The sequence below is a fragment of the Geothrix paludis genome (assembly GCF_022808815.1).
GTDB lineage: Bacteria > Acidobacteriota > Holophagae > Holophagales > Holophagaceae > Geothrix > Geothrix paludis.
Genome location: NZ_JAKZLC010000004.1, coordinates 400,925 through 417,987, shown reverse-complemented (window position 1 = coordinate 417,987; position 17,063 = coordinate 400,925). Strand labels below are relative to the sequence as shown.

Sequence of the window (17,063 nt, the reverse complement as noted above, 5' to 3'; positions counted from 1 at the left end):
GTTTTTGCAGGATGTCGAGCTGCGTTCCACGTAGAACACCGGGAAACACATGAACCTGAATCGCATCGAGCCCCTGGAAATCGAAAAGGAAATGCGGAAGTCCTACCTGGACTACGCCATGAGCGTCATCGTGGGCCGGGCCCTGCCCGATGTGCGGGACGGCCTCAAGCCCGTGCACCGCCGCGTGCTGTTCGCCATGGGGGAGGCGGGGAACGACTGGAACCGGGCCTACAAGAAGTCCGCCCGCACCGTGGGCGACGTGATGGGTAAGTACCATCCCCATGGCGATTCGGCCATCTACGACACCCTCGTCCGCATGGCCCAGCCCTTCTCCATGCGCCACGTGCTGGTGGACGGCCAGGGCAACTTCGGGTCCATCGACGGCGACTCGGCCGCGGCCATGCGCTACACCGAGGCCCGCCTGTCCCGGCTGGCCAACGAGATGATGGGCGACATCGACCAGGACACGGTGGATTTCGGCCCCAACTACGACGGCAGCATGCAGGAGCCCCTCGTCCTGCCCACCCGCTTCCCCAACCTGCTGGTGAACGGATCCCAGGGCATCGCCGTGGGCATGGCCACCAGCATCCCCCCCCACAACCTGCGGGAGTGCTGCTCGGCCCTGGTGACCCTCATCGACCACCCCGCGACGGGCCTGGATGGCCTCATGGCCCACATCAAGGGGCCGGACTTCCCCGGGGGCGGCCTCATGCTGGGCACCGAGGGCGTGGTGGACGCCTACCGCACGGGCCGCGGCCGGTGCGTGGTGCGGGCCAAGTCCCACGTGGAGCAGATCCGCCGGGCCGGGGACCGGGAGCAGATCGTCTTCACTGAGCTGCCCTACCAGGTGAACAAGGCCACGCTCATCGAGAAGATCGCCGATCTGGTCCGCGAGAAGAAGATCGACGGCATCAGCGACCTGCGGGACGAGAGCGACCGCGAGGGCATCCGCCTGGTGGTGGAGCTGAAGAAGAACGAGCCCAGCGACATCGTGCTGAACCAGCTCTACCAGCTGACCCAGCTCCAGAACAGCTTCCCCATCACCATGCTGGCCATCGTCAACGGCCAGCCCCGCATCTGCACCCTCCGGGAGGTGCTACAGGAGTTCATCGGCTTCCGCCGTGAGGTGGTCACCCGCCGCACCCTCTTCCAGCTGCGGAAGGCGGAGGAGCGGCACCACGTCCTGCTGGGCCTCAAGATCGCCCTGGACCACCTGGATGCGGTCATCAAGCTCATCCGGGCCGCCAAGACCCCCGAGGAGGCCAAGGCCGGCCTCATGGCGGGCGCCTTCGCCAGCGCCGCGGCCCTCAAGAAGGATCCGAGCCTCTGCCTGTCCGCCGTGCAGGCCCAGGCCATCCTGGACATGCGCCTCCAGCGCCTCACGGGTCTGGAGCGGGAGAAGATCCTCGACGAGCTGGCCGAGCTGGAGAAGCTCATCGCCAAGCTCAAGGCCATCCTGGCGGACGAGAAGCTGCTCCTGAAGGTCATCAAGGAGGAGTTCCAGCAGGTGGCCGAGCAGTTCGGCAACGACCGGCGCACCGAGATCACGGGCTACTCCGGCGAGATCCGCATGGAGGACGTGGTGCCCGACGACCCCATGGTCGTCACCATGTCCAAGGCCGGCTACATCAAGCGCACGGACCTCACCGCCTACCGCCGCCAGCGCCGGGGCGGAAAGGGCAAGGTGGGCATGAAGACCAAGGACGAGGACTTCGTCGAGCAGCTCTTCATGACCAAGGCCCACGACACGCTCATGGCCTTCACGGACAAGGGCATTGTGTACGCCTTGAAGGTCTACGACCTGCCCGAGGCCGCCGCCTCCACCCGAGGCAAGCACATCCGGAACCTCATCTCCCTCAAGGACGGGGAGAACGTGGTGACCCTCATGGCCCTGCGGGACTTCCCCGAGGGCGAGAACCTGGTCTTCGTCACCAGCGACGGCACCGTCAAGAAGTCGAGCCTGGCGGCCTACGCCAACATCCGGTCCAACGGCCTCATCGCCCTCAACATCGACGATGGCAACACGCTGGTGGCCGTGCGGCGGTCCACGGGCCAGCAGCAGATCGTCCTGGCCACGGCCCAGGGCAAGGCCATCCGCTTCCCGGAGGAGGATGTCCGGGCCACGGGTCGCGCCACCACGGGCGTACGCGGCATGAAGCTGGCCAAGGGCGACCACATCGTGGACATGGAGGTGGCCGACCCCCTGCCGGACCTGCCGGAGGGTGTGGAGCCCGACGAGAGCACCGAGGACCACGGCATGCTGCTCACGGTCTGCGAGAAGGGCTACGGTAAGCGCAGCCTCCTCCAGGACTACCGGCTCCAGGGCCGGGGCGGCACCGGCGTCATCAACATCCGCGCCGGCGTCCGCAACGGCCAGGTGGTGGGCTTCAAGCTGGTCAAGCCCGGGGAAGGGTGCCTCCTTATCAGCCAGGAGGGCATGGTCATCCGCTTCCTCATCGACGAGGTCCGCAAGACCGGCCGCAACGCCCAGGGCGTCAGCCTCCTCAAGCTGGCCAGTGCTGAGGACCGCGTGGTGGGCCTGGCCAAGATCGATGCCAGCGCCATGGCCCTGGACGAGGAGGAGGAGCTGATCGAAAGCGAGGCCGCCCATCCCGGCCCCGACGAGGGCGGCGAACAGCCGAAGCTGGGGTTGTAGTTGCCCTGGCTTTAGACATGCGAAAAACGGCGCGGTTCGCGCCGTTTTTCGTCAGAGGTAAGACGCCCAGTCCCCGCTAGGAAGCTCCATGGCCTCCCGCTCCAGCCGGGGCAGGCGTTCCACATGGAACACATAGATCCAGGCGCGGTAGTGGTGGCCTCCTTCGAGGATCACGGGGCGGATCTCGCGGGTAAAGAGGTCCTCCTCCACACCCTCCAGCGGGTCCAGGTCGGCCAGGGCGGAATCGAGATCTCCCTCGTCTTCGTAGCCGACAAAATCGCCCCGCACCCAGCCGGGGCCCGGTGGCGGCTCTCCGGGATCGGGTCCCGGAACCAGGGCGGGGTAGCCCGCCGGCAGGTGGAAGAGGCGCCCTGCCACCCAGGCCCGGGTGTGCCCCTCGGGATGGGTCCGCATCAGCCAGGCGTGGTTCGACCCGCCTTCCCGCAGGGATCCGTATACGAACAGTCCATCGGCCACCATTCTGATCTTTTCTCCCGAAGAGAATCATGCCCCAGGCGCTTTGGCGTCTGGGGCATGATTCTCTTACGTAAAAGGCGTGGACTACTCAGGGATCGGGAACTGGTCCGTGAGGTGGAAGACCTCCTGGCGGACGCGGGCGAAGGTGCATTCATCCGCCCGATGGCGCAGGGTGACATCGAAGAAGCGGGCGATCTGGTCCATTTCCTCCTCCTTCATGCCGCGGGTGGTGAGGGCGGGGCTGCCCAGGCGCACGCCGGAGGGCTTGAGGGGCGGGTTGGGGTCGAAGGGGATGCCGTTCTTGTTCGTGGTCATGCCCGCCCGGTGGAGGCAGGATTCGGCTTCGTGGCCCAGGAGGTCGTGGTCCCGCAGGTCCACCAGGAAGAGGTGGTTGTCCGTGCCGCCGCTGACGATGCGCCAGCCGCGCTCCTGCAGGCCCTTGGCCAGGGCGTGGGCGTTGCGAATCACCTGGCCGCTGTAGGCCTTGAACTCAGGCTGCATGATCTCGTGCAAGGCCACGGCCTTGGCGGCGATGACGTGCATGAGGGGACCGCCCTGGACACCCGGGAAGACGGCACGATCCAAATCCTTGGCATATTGGGATTTGCAGAGAATCATGCCGCCGCGGGGGCCCCGCAGGGTCTTGTGGGTGGTGGTGGTGACGAAGTCCGCGTGGGGCACGGGATTGGGGTGATGCCCCGTGGCCACCAGTCCGGCGATATGGGCCATGTCCACCATGAGCATGGCGCCCACCTCGTCGCAGATCTCCCGGAAGAGGGGGAAGTTCCAGGTGCGGCTGTAGGCCGAGGCCCCCACCACGATCATCTTGGGGTTGTGCTGCTTGGCCAGGGCGCGCACCTCGTCCATGTCCACGCGCTCGTCCTCCTGGCGCACGTGGTAGGGCACGAACTTGTAGAGGATGCCGGAGCTGTTCAGCGGATGCCCGTGGGTAAGGTGGCCGCCGTGGGCCAGGTCCAGGCCCATCACCGTATCGCCGGGCTTGAGGGCGGCCAGGTAGACCGCCATGTTGGCCTGGGCGCCGCTGTGGGGCTGCACGTTGGCGTGCTCGGCGCCGAAGATCTGCTTGGCGCGGTCGCGGGCCAGGTTCTCCACGATGTCCACCTGGCTGCAGCCGCCGTAGTAGCGCTTGCCCGGGTAGCCCTCCGCGTACTTGTTGGTGAAGTGCGATCCCATGGTCTGCATGACCGCGCGGGACGCGTAGTTCTCCGAGGCGATGAGCTCCAGGTGATGCCGCTGGCGCTGCACCTCCAGCTCCAGGGCCTGGAACACAGCGGGATCGGAGGTTCGGATCACTTCGTACATGGCGGAGGCTCCAGGGTGATGCCCTATCCTAGCCGCGCTTCGCGGACGGCATGGAAGCCTCTTCGTGAGCGGAATCACAGGTCGGAGCCTGTGAGACACTGGAAGGCCGGAGTTCCCATGCCTTTCCTCCCGCCCCACGACGGATCCGACCTGGAGCGTTTCGAGCATCCCCTGGCCAGCCGCTACGCGAGTAAGGCGATGGTGCGCCTGCTCTCACCCCTCTATCGCCAGCGGGTCTGGCGCCGCCTCTGGATCGCCCTGGCGGAGGCCGAGTCTGAGCTGGGTCTGCCGGTGACGAAGGCGCAGCTCGCCGAGCTGAAGGCCACCCAGGATGCCGTGGACCTGGACGCCATCGCGAAGCACGAGTCCGCCCTGCGCCACGACGTCATGGCCGCCATCCACGCCTGGGGCGAGCAGGCGCCTGGTGCCCGGCCCATCATCCACCTGGGCGCCACCAGCTGCTTCGTCACCGACAACGGGGACCTGCTGATCGTGCAGGAGGCCCTGGTCCTGCTGCGTCGCCGTCTCCAGGACGTGATCGCCGCCCTGGCCGCTTTCGCCAACCAGTGGAAGGACCAGCCGACGCTGGGCTTCACCCACTTCCAGCCCGCCCAGCCCACCACCGTGGGCAAGCGCGCCAGCCTCTGGATCCAGGACCTGCTGCTGGACCTGGAGGACCTGGACCACCTCATCCGCACCACGCCCGTGCGCGGTGTGAAGGGCACGACGGGGACCCAGGCCAGCTTCCTCGAGCTCTTCGAGGGCGACGGCGACAAGGTCGAAGCCCTGGAGCGGCGCTTCTGCGAGAAGGTGGGCTTCCCGGCCATTCCCGTCAGCGGGCAGACTGCCACGCGCAAGCTGGAGGACCGCATCGGGCAGGTGCTCTGCGGGATCGCGGCCTCGGCCTCGAAGTTCGCCTGCGACCTGCGCCTGCTCCAGCACCTCAAGGAGGTGGAGGAGCCCTTCGAGACGAAGCAGATCGGATCTTCCGCCATGCCGTACAAGCGCAACCCCATGCGGTCCGAACGCATCAACAGCCTCGCCCGCTTCGTGCTGGGCCTCATGCCGTCCAGCTACCAGACCAGCGCCAGCCAGTGGATGGAGCGCACCCTGGACGACAGCGCCCACCGGCGCCTCACCATCAGCCAGGGCCTGCTGGCGGCGGACGCCATCCTGGTGCTCTTCCGCAACGTGGCCTCGGGCCTCGTGGTCTACCCGAAGATGATCGAGGCGCGCCTGGCCCAGGAGCTGCCCTTCATGGCCGCCGAGGTGCTGCTCATGGAGGCCGTGAAGCGGGGCGGCGACCGCCAGGACCTGCACGAGCGGTTCCGCGTGGCCGCCCTGGAGGCCGGACGCCGCATCAAGGCCGAGGGCCGTCCCAACGAGCTGCTGAAGCTCCTGGCGGCGGATCCCGCCTGGGCCATGACCGAGGCCGAGCTGGCCGCCCTGCTGGACGCCGGCCGCTTCACGGGCCGGGCCGGCGACCAGGTGCGGACCTTCCTGGCGGGCCCCGTGGCCGCCGCCCTGAAGGATCACGCTCCGGCCGACGAGGCCGCCGTCCGCGTCTGACACTGACATCGAAAGGTTCGACATGCTAAAGCTCGCCGTCATCGGCGCCCAGACGCTGCTGGGTCGCGAACTCGTGAACGCGCTGGAGGCGCAGGATGCCTCGGTGGTGCCCCTGTCCATCGGCCCGCTCACCGTGGCTGAGGAGGAGGGCGATCTGGTGGTCTTCGCCCCGGATCCGGCGCTGCTGGAGGGCCTGGACGCGGTGATCCTCGCCGACTCGCCCGAGCCCTCCTTCCTGGAGGGATTCCCGGGGCGCATCCTGGACCTGCGGGCCGAGCCCGAGGCCCGGGTGGACCCCATGCCCCTGGCGGGCGGGTGGCCCAAGGGCGCGAAGTCCCTGAGGGGGCGCCCGGCCCTGGAGCAGGTGCTGGCGCTCCTGCCCTCCCTGCTGGAGGGCATCGGCGACGTGGGTGGCACCCACCTGCGGTCCGTGGCCTGGATGGGCGACCGGGGCCTGGATGGCCTCGTGGAGCAGACCCTGGCCGTCCTCAACGGCGAGGATCCCGATCTCGCCAAGCTGGGCTACCGCCAGGCCTTCGAGGTGGTGCCGGTCCCGCCTGCGGCGGGCAAGGGCAGGCTCATGGAGATCCGCGTGCCCTCGTTCCACGGGGACCTGCTGATCCTCCAGATCCGCGCCGCGGAGGGGCGCTCCCTGGCGAAGAAGGCGGCTCCGGCCGGCGTGGCCTGGGTGGAGGCGGCGCCCAGCTCCCGGGACGTGGCGGTGAGCGCGGATCTCCTGGCCCACTTGGACCTCACGGGAGACGGGAAGGCCGCCGTCCTCACCCTGGGCTTCGACCCCGTGCTCTGGGGGACCCTGCGGCCCACCATGCGGGTGCTGGGCCTGATGGACTGAAGGCACCATGACCAAGAAGCTCGACGAACCCCAGGAACGAGGCGACTTCTTCAAGTCCCTCGGTACCTTGTTCGCCGGCTTCGTGGCCAATAGGGTCGAGGAGGCGGTGACGAACCTGGGGCCCAAGCTGCTGCGGCCCCCCGGTGCGCTGGACGAGCTGGAGTTCCTCACCAAGTGCACCCGCTGTGACAAGTGCATGCGGGCCTGTCCCGAGAACGCCATCCTCAAGGCGGGCCCCAACGCAGGCCTGGGCCTGAAGACGCCCTACCTCGACCCGCGCAGCATCCCCTGCTTCCTCTGCACCACGCTGCCCTGCGTGGCCGAATGCGACGACGAGGCCCTGGTCTGGCCCCGGCTCATCCGGAAGGATGGCACCGTGCTCGAGGGGCCGAAGGCCGTGCGCATGGGCACGGCCCGCGTGAAGCCGGGCCTCTGCGCCACCTGGGGCGACCTGGACCGGGAGCCCCGCGCCTGCCGCGTCTGCGTGGACCGCTGCCCCTACCCGGAGGAGGCCATCCGCATCGCGGAACCCCGCGAGGGGGAGACCGTGGGCCATCCGGTGGTGGAGGCGGATGTCTGCACGGGCTGCGGCCTCTGCGTCTTCGCCTGCCCGGCGGAGCCCGTGGCCATCGTGGTGGACCCGCGGCGGGACTGAAACCGCGAAAGGCGCGAAAGCCCTGCGGGCGCGCGAAAAGCTCGCGGTTCCCGAGTGCTTCTAGGCGATGCTGATGCCTTCCATGCCTGCCACCTCGTGGGCGTTGAAGCTGGAGCGCACGAGGGGCCCAGCGTAGACGGTCTGGAAGCCGAAGGCCTTGGCCTTGGTGCCCAGGACCGCGAACTCGTCCGGATGCACATAGCGCTTCACGGGCAGCTGATGGCGGGTGGGGCGCAGGTACTGGCCCAGGGTGAGGATGTTGACGCCATGGATCGCCAGGGCCTCGAAGGTGGTCATCAGCTCGGCTTCGGTTTCACCGAGCCCGAGCATGAGGCCGCTCTTGGTGCGGAAGGCGTCGCCATAGAGCGCTTTCCCCATTTCCTTCGCGTGCGCCAGCACGCGAAGGCTGCGCTCAAACCTGCCCGCAGGCCGTACCTCGGGGTAGAGGCTGGGCACGGTCTCGGTGTTGTGGTTGAACACGGCGGGGCCCGCGGCCACCACCCGGGCCACGGCGTCTAGGTCACCCAGGAAGTCGGGCACCAGCACCTCCACGCCCACGCCGGGGTTGCGGCGGCGGATGGCGAGGATGGTCTCGGCGAAGTGGGCGGCGCCGCCGTCCGGCAGGTCATCGCGGTTCACGGAGGTCAGCACGGCGAAGCGCAGGCCCAGCGCAGCCACGCGCTCAGCCGTCTCCGTGGGCTCGTGGGGATCCAGGGCCCTCGGCTTGCCGCTCTGGATGCTGCAGAAGCCGCAGGCCCGGGTGCAGACCTCGCCCATGAGGAGGAAGGTGGCCGTGCCATGGGTGAAGCAGTGGGTGCGGTTGGGGCAGCGGGCCTCCTCGCAGACCGTGTGCAGGTGCGAATCCCGGAGGCCCGCCTTCATGCCGTGGAGGTCTCCGAGCTTCACCCGCTCCTTGGTGATCCACTCGGGGAGGCGGGGATGTCCTTCGAGCACTTCGCGGCCCACGCGCTTCGAGAATCGGGGCATCCGCCCTCCTTGCGAACCTCCAGTTTCCCGTAGCCGACCGGAATCTCCAACCCGTCCTCCCCGGCGGATGGGCCCCAGCGCCTGTGGCGTCCGTCAACCCTTGTCGCCACAGCCTGCGCCTGCCCCCATAATGGGTTCCTTTGGGGTGTGCCGGGTATGGCGTGGTTGGGTTGGGCAATGGCGGCGATGGTCCTCATGGGCCTGGGCAACCTGGGCATGAAGGCCGCGGGTCACCACGGGTTGCCGCCCGCGGCGGTCCTCTTCTGGGTGGTGGCCGGCGAGGTGCCCCTGGCGCTGGCCTACTGGCTGTGGCGCGGGCGCCCCGGCGCGCCCGCCGGAGCCACGGTCTGGGCCCTGGTGGCCGGGATCGCCACCGCGGCGGCCCTGATCGCCGTGAACGAAAGCTTCTTTCGGGGCGCCAAGGCCGCCGTGGGCGTGGGCATCATGAATGCGAACTTCATCCTCGTGGCCCTGATGGCCTTCCTCCTCTTCCGCGAGCAGCTCCAGCCCTCCAAGCTGGTGGGACTCGTGGCCACCCTCTCCGGCCTCTGGCTGATGGCCCGCTGAACCAGGAGCCTTGAACATGGCCAATGTCCGACGCCTCCTGCTGGGCCGCCGCCTCGCCAGCGAGGAAAGCCACGAGGCCCGCATCAGCAACCCCGTCGCCCTGGCGGTGTTCAGCTCCGACGCCCTCTCCTCCGTGGCCTACGCCACCGGCGAAATCATGGCCGCCCTGGGGCCCTACATGGCCATGGCCGCCTTCGGGCCGGCGGTGCTGTCCTGGTCCTGGCCCGTGGCCGTGGGCATCGTGCTGCTGCTGACCATCCTCACCATCAGCTACCGGCAGACCATCTTCGCGTATCCCAGCGGGGGCGGCGCCTACATCGTGGCCAAGGAGAACCTGGGCGAGGTGCCGGCCCAGGTGGCGGGCGCCTCCCTGCTGGTGGACTACGTGCTGACGGTGGCTGTGAGCGTCTCCGCCGGCGTCACCGCCATCACCAGCGCCTTTCCCGGGGCGGACGCCCACCGGGTGGCCCTCGCCCTGGCGGTGGTGGCCTTCATTGGGCTGATCAACCTGCGGGGAGTGAAGGAGAGCGGGGCGGTGTTCTCCGTTCCGACCTACGGGTTCGTGATCTCCATGTTCGCGATCATCGCGCTCGGGTTCTGGCGCTACTTCGCGGGAGGCGTGGCGGCGGGAGAACATCACGCGGTGGTGGCGCCGCCCCTGCCGGGCTGGATCGCCATCTGGGTGTTCATGAAGGCCTATGCGGCCGGCTGCACGGCCCTCACGGGCGTGGAGGCCATCTCCAACGGCGTCTCGGCTTTCCGAGAGCCCACGGCGCGGAACGCGGGCAAGACCATGATCGCCATGGTGCTGATGCTCGGCGCCATGTTCCTGGGCATCACCTGGCTGTCCAACCACTTCGGCATCATGTACACCGGCGAGGGCGAATCTCTGCTGTCCATGCTGGAGCACCGGATCCTCGGGAACGGCCCGGGGCTTCCCCACATCACCTACCTGCTCATGCAGGCCTTCACCATGCTGATCCTCTGCCTGGCGGCCAACACGGCCTACGCGGACTTCCCGCGCCTGGCGGCCATGATGGCCCGCGACGGCTTCCTGCCCCGCCAGTTCTCCAGCCAGGGCGATCGCCTGGTGTTCTCCAACGGCATCTTCATCCTGTCCTTCCTCTCGGGCGTCCTCCTGTGGATCTTCAACGCCCGTGAGCATCACCTGCTGCCGCTCTACGCCGTGGGCGTCTTCCTGGGCTTCACGCTGTCCCAGATGGGCATGGTCCGGCACTGGCTGAAGCTCCGCGGCCGCCGGTGGGTCTTCAAATCGCTCATCAACGGCGCCGGGGGCCTCACCACCCTGGTCGTCATGACGGTGATCATCCTGACGAAGTTCACCCACGGGGCCTGGGTGGTGGTGCTGGTTCTGCCCCTCATGGTGATGACCTTCTTCAACATCCACCGGCACTACATCCGCGTGAAGTCCATCCTGGCCGGCAGCCGGGCGGATTTCATCACGCCCCGCAAGAACCGCGTGGTGGTGCTGGTCTCCGGCATCCACTCCGGCGTGGTGCAGTCCCTGAACTACGCCAAGGTCATCGCGGATCACGGCGAGGTGGAGGCCCTCACCGTGGATTTCCCGGACGAGCACGGCCGCGACAGCGCGGCCCTGGAGAAGCTGCGGTCCGACTGGCCGCGGTACTGCGAGGGCATCCCCCTGCGGTCCATCCGCAGCCCCTACCGCAAGATCGTGGAGCCCATCGTGGAGGAGCTGGACCGCATGCGCCGCGTGGAGCCGGAGTACACCATCACGGTGATCCTGCCGGAATTCGTCACGGGCCACTGGTGGGCCAACCTCCTGCACAACCAGACCGCCTGGCGCATCAAGGGCACCCTGCTCATGAAGCCCAAGACCGTGGTGATCTCGATCCCCTACCACCTGGAGCCCATACTGGAGTAGCGTTCTGTCCGGGAGACACGGATGCAGAGCTTGAGGCGGATCCTGCTGGGACGTCGGCTCTCCAGCGAAGAGACGCAGCACACCAAGATCAGCAATCCCGTCGCCCTGGCGGTATTCAGCTCCGACGCCCTGTCCTCCGTGGCCTATGCCACCCAGGAGATCATGGCGTCCCTGTCCAGCACGATGGGCCACGCCCTCGGGGCCGGGGCCCTGGCCGGAGCCGCTGGCTACGCCATGTTCGGCTGGTCCATCCCGGTGGCCCTGGGCATCGTGGCGCTGCTGGCCATCCTGGCCGTCAGCTACCGGCAGACGATCCTCGCCTATCCCGGCGGCGGCGGCGCCTACATCGTCGCCATGGAGAACCTGGGCGACCTCGCCGCCCTGACCGCCGGCGCATCGCTGCTCCTGGACTACATCCTGACGGTGGCCGTGTCCGTCTCCTCGGGCGTGGCGGCCATCACGGCGGCCCTGCCGGCCCTGGAGGGCCACAACGTCGCCCTGACCCTGGCGGCCATCGGCTTCATCGCCCTCATGAACCTCCGTGGGGTCAAGGAGAGCGGCGGCCTGTTCGCCATCCCCACCTACGGCTTCGTCATCAGCATCCTCGTGGTGCTCGGCTACGGGACGCTGAGGCTGGTGATCGCGGGCGGGCCTTCGCCGGTCCAGGCTCAGGCGGCTGTGGAGCAGGGCACGCACCTGGCGGGCCTCACCATGGCCTGGGTTTTCATGCGGGCCTACAGCGCCGGATGTACCGCCCTGACCGGCGTGGAGGCCATCAGCAATGGCACCACGGCCTTCCGGGACCCCGCCGGCCCCAATGCCGCCAAGACCATGCTGTGGATGGTGGGGCTGCTGGCGGTCATGTTCCTGGGGATCACGCTCCTGGCCCACCGGTTCGGCGTGACCTACCAGCACAGCGCGGATCCCGCGGTGGTGGCCGAGACGCTGCTGTCCAAGCTGAACAAGGCCATCCTGGGGGATATCAGCCACGGGTTCCCCAAGCTGGTCTACTACGTGGTCCAGGGCTTCACCTTCGCCATCCTGGTGGTGGCGGCCAACACGGCCTTCGCGGATTTCCCCCGGCTGGCGGCACTCCAGGCCCGGGACGGGTTCCTGCCCCGCCAGTTCGCGAGCCAGGGCGACCGCCTGGTGTTCTCCAACGGCATCCTCATCCTCTTCTTCTTCTCGGGGGTGCTGGTCTGGCTCTTCCATGCCAACACGGACATCCTGCTGCCCCTCTACGCCGCGGGCGTGTTCATGGGCTTCACCATCAGCCAGACGGGCATGGTGGCCCACTGGCGGAAGGTCCGGGGCCGCCACTGGCACCTGAAGGCGGCCATCAATGGCCTGGGGGCCATCACCGCCTTCGTGGTGCTGCTGGACATCGCCGTCACCAAGTTCATCCACGGGGCCTGGATCGTGATCCTGCTGGTGCCGGCCCTGGTGGTGGTGCACTTCAACATCCGCCGCCACTATGTCGGCGTGAAGGGCAAGCTGGCCGCCAGCCGGACGGACGCCACCCTGCCCACCAAGCACCACGCCCTGGTGCTGGTGAACAGCATCCACCGGGGCGTGGTGCAGTCCCTGCTCTACGGCCGCCACGTCGCCGGGGATCGCGTGGAGGCCCTCACGGTGGACCTGGGCTCCGACGGCGTCCGGGAGAGCAGGGCCATGGAGAAGCTGCGGGCGGATTGGACCATCTACGGCATGGGCGTGCCCCTGCGCTGCATCCCAAGCCCCTACCGCAAGGTCGTGGAGCCGATCCTGGCGGAGGTGGACCGCATCCGGCTTGCGGAGCCCGAGCTGGTCCTCACGGTCATCCTGCCGGAGTTCATCGCCCCCAAGTGGTGGCAGCAGTTCCTGCACAACCAGAGCGCCCTGCGCATCAAGGCGGCCCTGCTCGTGAAGCCCGGCGTGATCGTCACGTCCGTGCCCATGCACCTGCCCCAGTAAGCCTCAGTAGATCCGAGCAGGGAGACGCGTCCCTCAGCGCATCCGGCCCGTGGGGCGCGTCAGCAGCTCCTGGCCGCTGAGCAGCTCCCCCAGGGTCTGGTGCCTGGGGCTCAGCACCATGCAGAGGAAGCTGAGGGGGAAGCAGGCCACGGAGATGAGGTGCACGAGCGAGAAGGTGATGCGCCGCTCGGGCGCGTTCTCCGGTAGGGTCACCCCGAAGGGCGCCATGAGGGGAGACTGGCCCGTGAGCACCAGCGGCGCCATGAAGAGGATCCAGGACGTCGCGAACAGGTAGGGCACCACGAAGGGCCAGGCCCCGGCGAGAAGCCGCAGGGGGGAGATGCCCAGGGCCCAGGCCGGGAGGACCAGGGCCAGGCCCTGGACGAGGATGAGCAGGAGCGCCTCGGTGGCCTCCACCTTCACCAGGGGCCAGAAGCTGGAGCTGGGGTCCTGGATCCCGAGGGTGGCCTGGGGGTGGAACCCGGGGGCGGGGAGGGGATCGCCGGCGTCGGAGCGCTGCAGCTCCTCGGGGGCCACCTCCACCGCCACCTCCGGCACCCGGCCCAGGGCGGGGGCGGTCAGGGCCCGGGGGGAGGCCTCGAGGGGCACCTGGGCCAGGGCCGAGGCCTGGAAGAGCATGGGACGCCCCTGCCGCGGCGGCGCCAGGGCCAGGCCGCACTCCGGACACTCCGCCGCGAGGGGGGAGAGGCGGGTCTGGCAGCTGGGGCAGGTGCGCCGGGTGGAGGCGGTCATCATGCACCACTATCGGCCAGGGGCGGTTTCGGGGGAAGGGCGGCCCATACGAGAGCGCCCCGGCCGGGGCCGGGGCGCTGCAGGCGGAGCGGAGGAGCTACTTCACGTTCACCGCGAGCCAGGCGGTGTTGACGGAGCTGTATTCGGCGGACCCGGCCCCGTAGAGGTCCGTGGCGGCGCTGAGGGTGGCGGTGCGGGCGCCGGCGTAGTTCGTGCTGCTGGTCATGTAGACCGTGAGGGCGCGGAACCAGATGCGGGCGGCCTTGTCGTTGCCCACGCCGGCGACGCTGGTGACGCCGTTGGCCATGGGGGACTGGACGCCGTCGGAGAAGCTGTCGATCTGGCTGCCGTGGGAGAGCAGGAAGTAGAAGTGGTTGGCCACGCCGGAGCTGTAGTGGACATCCAGGCGGCCGAGGGTCTTGGACCAGGCGTCGGGGCTGGAGCCGTCCAGGCTGGGCTTGTACATGAAGCGCAGGGGCCTGGTGTACTTGCTGGTGGCCAGCTGCTCGCCGATCAGGTAGTTCGCGGCGGGGACGGCCTTGCTGGTGGAGGGCGTGGGGGTGGTGGCGCCCGTCCAGTAGACGTTGATGGTCGAGGTGATGTTGGTGTAGTTGGGCACGGTGGTGGTGCCGCCGCCGTGGGCCATGAACTCGACCATGGTGCCCATGATGTCGGAGTTGGCTTCGTTCAGGCCGCCGGACTCGCCGCGGTAGGTGAGGTTGGCGGTGCGGGCGCAGACGCCATGGCTCATCTCGTGGCCGGCCACGTCGATGGACTCGAGGGACTTGAAGGAGGAGCCGTCGCCGTAGGTCATGCAGAAGCAGCTGTCGGACCAGAAGGCGTTGTCGTAGGCGCTGCTGTAGTGCACGCGGCTGTAGGTGGCCGTGCCGTTCCCGTCGATGCCGTTGCGGCCGAAGATGTTCTTGTAGTAGTCGTAGGTGAGGCCCACGCCGTAGTGGGCGTCCACGGCCGCGGTCTGGCCGTTGGCGGAGGTGGTGGCCCCGCCGTTGTAGTTGAGCCCGTCGCCCCAAGTGTTGTCGGCATCGGTGTAGGTGGTGCCGTTGCCGCTGGTGGCGTGGTTCAGGTCGCGGGTGTCGAAGTTCATGCCGCGGACCGTGTCCCGCAGCTCGTAGCCGCTGGCCAGGCTGTTGGTGTTCAGCGTCACCACGCCGGAGTACTGGCTGTTGCCGGTGCCGTTGGCGGCGGTGGTGTGCAGGGTGCTCCACTGCTCCAGGATGGCGCCGCTGTGGGCGTCCACGAGGAAGTCGGTGTGGCGGGTCTCCTCGGCGCCGTTCTCCAGCTCCGTGTGGACGTGGTAGGCCAGGGTGGGCTGGCCGACGGTCACCACCACGAGCTCGGAGGTGGGCGTGTGGGCGTAGGCGCCCTTGGGGGCCAGGGACTGGTGGGCCACGGCCAGGGCCTCGGAGGCGCCGAGGGTGGGGGTCACATTCAGGTTGAGGCCGCGGACCAGGGCGTCCGTGCGGCCGGTGACAATGCCACCCCGCATGTGGACGATGGTCTCGCCCTCGAACACACGCACGCCCTTGTAGAACTGGTTCATGCGGACGTGGGCGTCGCCGGTGGCCTCTTCCAGGATGTTCTTGGTGGCGAAGCCGGCGTTCCGGTCCAGGCCCAGCTGGAAGACGCGGGCGTCCAGGTGGCGGGCCGCCTCGTTGGCGAGAGGGCTGTCCACGGGACGGGCGGCGAAGGCCGGGACCACCAGGAGCGCGGCGGCGGCGAGGCGAAGGGTGAGACGGGATGGCATGGTGACCTCCAGGGAGTCTGAGCTCCGGATGGGTGGATGGGGATGACAAGGACTGGGGTGCGTGGATGAATCCTAGGCGGCAGAAGGCAAATCACCCCTGTTAAGAGTTATGAATTTTTATGAGAATCAATTCTATTTGCGAGGTTTGGGGAGGCCCCTGTCACCATCGGGGAACCGAACCGTCCCGGCTTTCCCCCTTGTTTCCGCTGTCGCCCTGGCCCACCTGAGGACCCCACGATGACCCCCGCGATTCCCGGCGCCTTCCATCCGAGTTCCCGGCTCTACCGGTTCACGATCCTGATCTTCATCAGCCTGCTGGTGCTGGGGAGTTACTTCGCCTACGACAGCATCGGGGCCCTCGAAACCACGCTGATGCGGGAACTGAACCTCGACCGGAGCACCATCGGCAACCTCTATACGGCCTATTCCGTGGCCGCCATCGCCATCGTGTTCTTCGGCGGCATGCTCTATGACAAGCTGGGGCCCCGCAAAGCCAGCCTGCTGTTCAGCACCCTCGTCTTCCTGGGCGCGGTCATCGTGGCGGTGGCGAAGGGCAAGTGGATGCTCATCTTCGGACGGCTGATCTTCGGCGCCGGCTCCGAATCCCTCATCGTGGTCCAGAGCGCCATCATCAGCCGCTGGTTCAAGGGCAAGGAGATGGCCATGGCCTTCGGGATCGCGCTGACCCTCAGCCGCGTGGGCACGCTGTTCTCCTTCAACACCGAGGAGCTCATCGCAGACCACTTCCACAGCTTCCGCACGGCCCTTTGGGCGGCGGCGCTCCTCTGCCTCTTCTCCGTGGTCTGCAACCTGGTCTTCATCGCCATGGACCGGCACGGCGAGCGCGAACTGTCCCTGCCGAAAGCCGGCGCCGGCGACAAGATCGTCTTCGCCGACGTCAAGAAGTTCACCTCGTCCTACTGGTTCGTGGTGCTGCTCTGCGTGACCTTCTACAGCGCCATCTTCCCGTTCACCGCCCTCTCCACGGACATGTTCCACGACAAGTGGGGCCTCCCCCTCGTGAACGCCACGAACGGGGGCTTCCTGGCCCGGGTGTTCTACAACTTCACCCACATGTTCAGCACCGCGCCGGGAATCACGAGCATCGCCATCGCCGCCTCGATGTTCTTCGCGCCCTTCGCGGGGGATCTGGTGGATCGCCTGGGCCGGCGCGCCTCCCTGATGGTGGTGGGCTCCCTGCTGATGATCCCGGCCCACCTCCTGATGGGCATCACCCACTGGAATCCCATCCCGATGATGGTAATGCTGGGCGCGGCCTTCGTACTGGTGCCCGCCGCCATGTGGCCTTCGGTGCCCCTAGTGGTGGAGGAGAACCGGGTGGGCACGGCCTTCGGCCTGATGACCGCCATCCAGAACCTGGGCCTGGCGCTGTTCCCCTACCTCAACGGCAAGCTGCGGGACGTGACGGGCACCTACACCTCCACCCAGATCATGTTCGCGGGGCTGGGCCTGGCGGGACTCGTCTTCGCCTTCCTCCTGCTGCGGGCGGACAAGCGGCATGGCGGCGTCCTGGAAGCCGGGTCCTCCAAGGCCTGATCACCCCGCAAGGCCTGCCACCCCCGGGAGAGCCCGGATAGA

Annotated in this window: 13 protein-coding genes; 8 read left to right on the top strand and 5 right to left on the bottom strand. The window is 68.2% G+C overall.

All coding sequences use genetic code 11. The annotated features are described in order from the left end of the window. The first annotated feature begins 49 nt into the window (after positions 1-49). Positions 50-2,656: a DNA gyrase subunit A gene (gene gyrA, locus MLE64_RS12380; protein ID WP_243318021.1), complete on the top strand. Its 2,607-nt coding sequence runs from the start codon at positions 50-52 to the stop codon at positions 2,654-2,656. Positions 2,657-2,707: 51 nt separating this feature from the next. Here gyrA and MLE64_RS12375 read toward each other — a convergent pair whose 3' ends face one another. Both MLE64_RS12375 and MLE64_RS12370 read right to left on the bottom strand, forming a co-directional pair. Continuing rightward, positions 2,708-3,133 (bottom strand): gamma-glutamylcyclotransferase family protein, encoded by a 426-nt coding sequence (locus MLE64_RS12375; protein WP_243318020.1) that lies wholly within the window; start codon positions 3,131-3,133, stop codon positions 2,708-2,710. An 84-nt stretch (positions 3,134-3,217) separates the two neighbouring features. Continuing rightward, a complete protein-coding gene (locus MLE64_RS12370) occupies positions 3,218-4,456 on the bottom strand; it encodes a serine hydroxymethyltransferase (RefSeq protein WP_243318019.1) in 1,239 nt (412 codons plus the stop codon). A 117-nt stretch (positions 4,457-4,573) separates the two neighbouring features. Here MLE64_RS12370 and purB point away from each other — a divergent pair, with 117 nt between their 5' ends. Genes purB through MLE64_RS12355 form a run of 3 tightly spaced genes read left to right on the top strand, consistent with a single transcriptional unit; the run spans position 4,574 to position 7,533 of the window. Further along, a complete protein-coding gene (gene purB, locus MLE64_RS12365; protein WP_243318018.1) occupies positions 4,574-6,025 on the top strand; it encodes an adenylosuccinate lyase in 1,452 nt (483 codons plus the stop codon). 22 nt (positions 6,026-6,047) lie between these two features. Beyond that, a complete protein-coding gene (locus MLE64_RS12360; RefSeq protein ID WP_243318017.1) occupies positions 6,048-6,878 on the top strand; it encodes a hypothetical protein in 831 nt (276 codons plus the stop codon). A 7-nt stretch (positions 6,879-6,885) separates the two neighbouring features. Further along, on the top strand, positions 6,886-7,533 hold the full coding sequence (locus MLE64_RS12355; RefSeq protein WP_243318016.1) for a 4Fe-4S dicluster domain-containing protein: 648 nt from the start codon (positions 6,886-6,888) through the stop codon (positions 7,531-7,533). 60 nt (positions 7,534-7,593) lie between these two features. On the opposite strand, the gene lipA is transcribed toward MLE64_RS12355, so the two are convergent. Continuing rightward, positions 7,594-8,520 (bottom strand): lipoyl synthase, encoded by a 927-nt coding sequence (gene lipA / locus MLE64_RS12350; protein WP_243318015.1) that lies wholly within the window; start codon positions 8,518-8,520, stop codon positions 7,594-7,596. Between the two features lie 156 nt (positions 8,521-8,676). On the opposite strand from lipA, the gene MLE64_RS12345 reads away from it, so the two are divergent. From MLE64_RS12345 to MLE64_RS12335, 3 genes are read left to right on the top strand one after another with little or no spacing between them, the layout of a single operon-like run. Continuing rightward, entirely contained in the window at positions 8,677-9,087 is a 411-nt protein-coding gene (locus MLE64_RS12345) for an EamA family transporter (protein WP_279343072.1), read from the top strand. 16 nt (positions 9,088-9,103) lie between these two features. Then, positions 9,104-10,993 carry an APC family permease gene (locus MLE64_RS12340; RefSeq protein ID WP_243318013.1) on the top strand — a complete coding sequence of 630 codons (1,890 nt, stop codon included), beginning with the start codon at positions 9,104-9,106 and terminating at the stop codon, positions 10,991-10,993. Between the two features lie 21 nt (positions 10,994-11,014). Then, positions 11,015-12,946 (top strand): APC family permease, encoded by a 1,932-nt coding sequence (locus tag MLE64_RS12335; RefSeq protein WP_243318012.1) that lies wholly within the window; start codon positions 11,015-11,017, stop codon positions 12,944-12,946. Between the two features lie 33 nt (positions 12,947-12,979). Here MLE64_RS12335 and MLE64_RS12330 read toward each other — a convergent pair whose 3' ends face one another. Together MLE64_RS12330 and MLE64_RS12325 are read right to left on the bottom strand one after the other, a co-directional pair. Then, entirely contained in the window at positions 12,980-13,699 is a 720-nt protein-coding gene (locus tag MLE64_RS12330; protein WP_243318011.1) for an FYDLN acid domain-containing protein, read from the bottom strand. A 97-nt stretch (positions 13,700-13,796) separates the two neighbouring features. After that, positions 13,797-15,464: a M4 family metallopeptidase gene (locus MLE64_RS12325; RefSeq protein ID WP_243318010.1), complete on the bottom strand. Its 1,668-nt coding sequence runs from the start codon at positions 15,462-15,464 to the stop codon at positions 13,797-13,799. A gap of 237 nt (positions 15,465-15,701) precedes the next feature. On the opposite strand from MLE64_RS12325, the gene MLE64_RS12320 reads away from it, so the two are divergent. After that, positions 15,702-17,021, top strand: a complete 1,320-nt coding sequence (locus tag MLE64_RS12320; protein WP_243318009.1) for an MFS transporter — start codon at positions 15,702-15,704, stop codon at positions 17,019-17,021. Positions 17,022-17,063 lie beyond the last annotated feature (42 nt).

What these genes read in the sequence shown, in the direction of transcription:
- gyrA (WP_243318021.1), top strand. Translation starts at nt 50, where the DNA reads ATGAACCTGAATCGCATCGAGCCCCTGGAAATCGAAAAGGAAATGCGG.
- MLE64_RS12370 (WP_243318019.1), bottom strand. Translation starts at nt 4,456, where the DNA reads ATGTACGAAGTGATCCGAACCTCCGATCCCGCTGTGTTCCAGGCCCTG.
- purB (WP_243318018.1), top strand. Translation starts at nt 4,574, where the DNA reads ATGCCTTTCCTCCCGCCCCACGACGGATCCGACCTGGAGCGTTTCGAG.
- MLE64_RS12360 (WP_243318017.1), top strand. Translation starts at nt 6,048, where the DNA reads ATGCTAAAGCTCGCCGTCATCGGCGCCCAGACGCTGCTGGGTCGCGAA.
- MLE64_RS12355 (WP_243318016.1), top strand. Translation starts at nt 6,886, where the DNA reads ATGACCAAGAAGCTCGACGAACCCCAGGAACGAGGCGACTTCTTCAAG.
- lipA (WP_243318015.1), bottom strand. Translation starts at nt 8,520, where the DNA reads ATGCCCCGATTCTCGAAGCGCGTGGGCCGCGAAGTGCTCGAAGGACAT.
- MLE64_RS12345 (WP_279343072.1), top strand. Translation starts at nt 8,677, where the DNA reads ATGGCGTGGTTGGGTTGGGCAATGGCGGCGATGGTCCTCATGGGCCTG.
- MLE64_RS12340 (WP_243318013.1), top strand. Translation starts at nt 9,104, where the DNA reads ATGGCCAATGTCCGACGCCTCCTGCTGGGCCGCCGCCTCGCCAGCGAG.
- MLE64_RS12335 (WP_243318012.1), top strand. Translation starts at nt 11,015, where the DNA reads ATGCAGAGCTTGAGGCGGATCCTGCTGGGACGTCGGCTCTCCAGCGAA.
- MLE64_RS12330 (WP_243318011.1), bottom strand. Translation starts at nt 13,699, where the DNA reads ATGACCGCCTCCACCCGGCGCACCTGCCCCAGCTGCCAGACCCGCCTC.
- MLE64_RS12325 (WP_243318010.1), bottom strand. Translation starts at nt 15,464, where the DNA reads ATGCCATCCCGTCTCACCCTTCGCCTCGCCGCCGCCGCGCTCCTGGTG.
- MLE64_RS12320 (WP_243318009.1), top strand. Translation starts at nt 15,702, where the DNA reads ATGACCCCCGCGATTCCCGGCGCCTTCCATCCGAGTTCCCGGCTCTAC.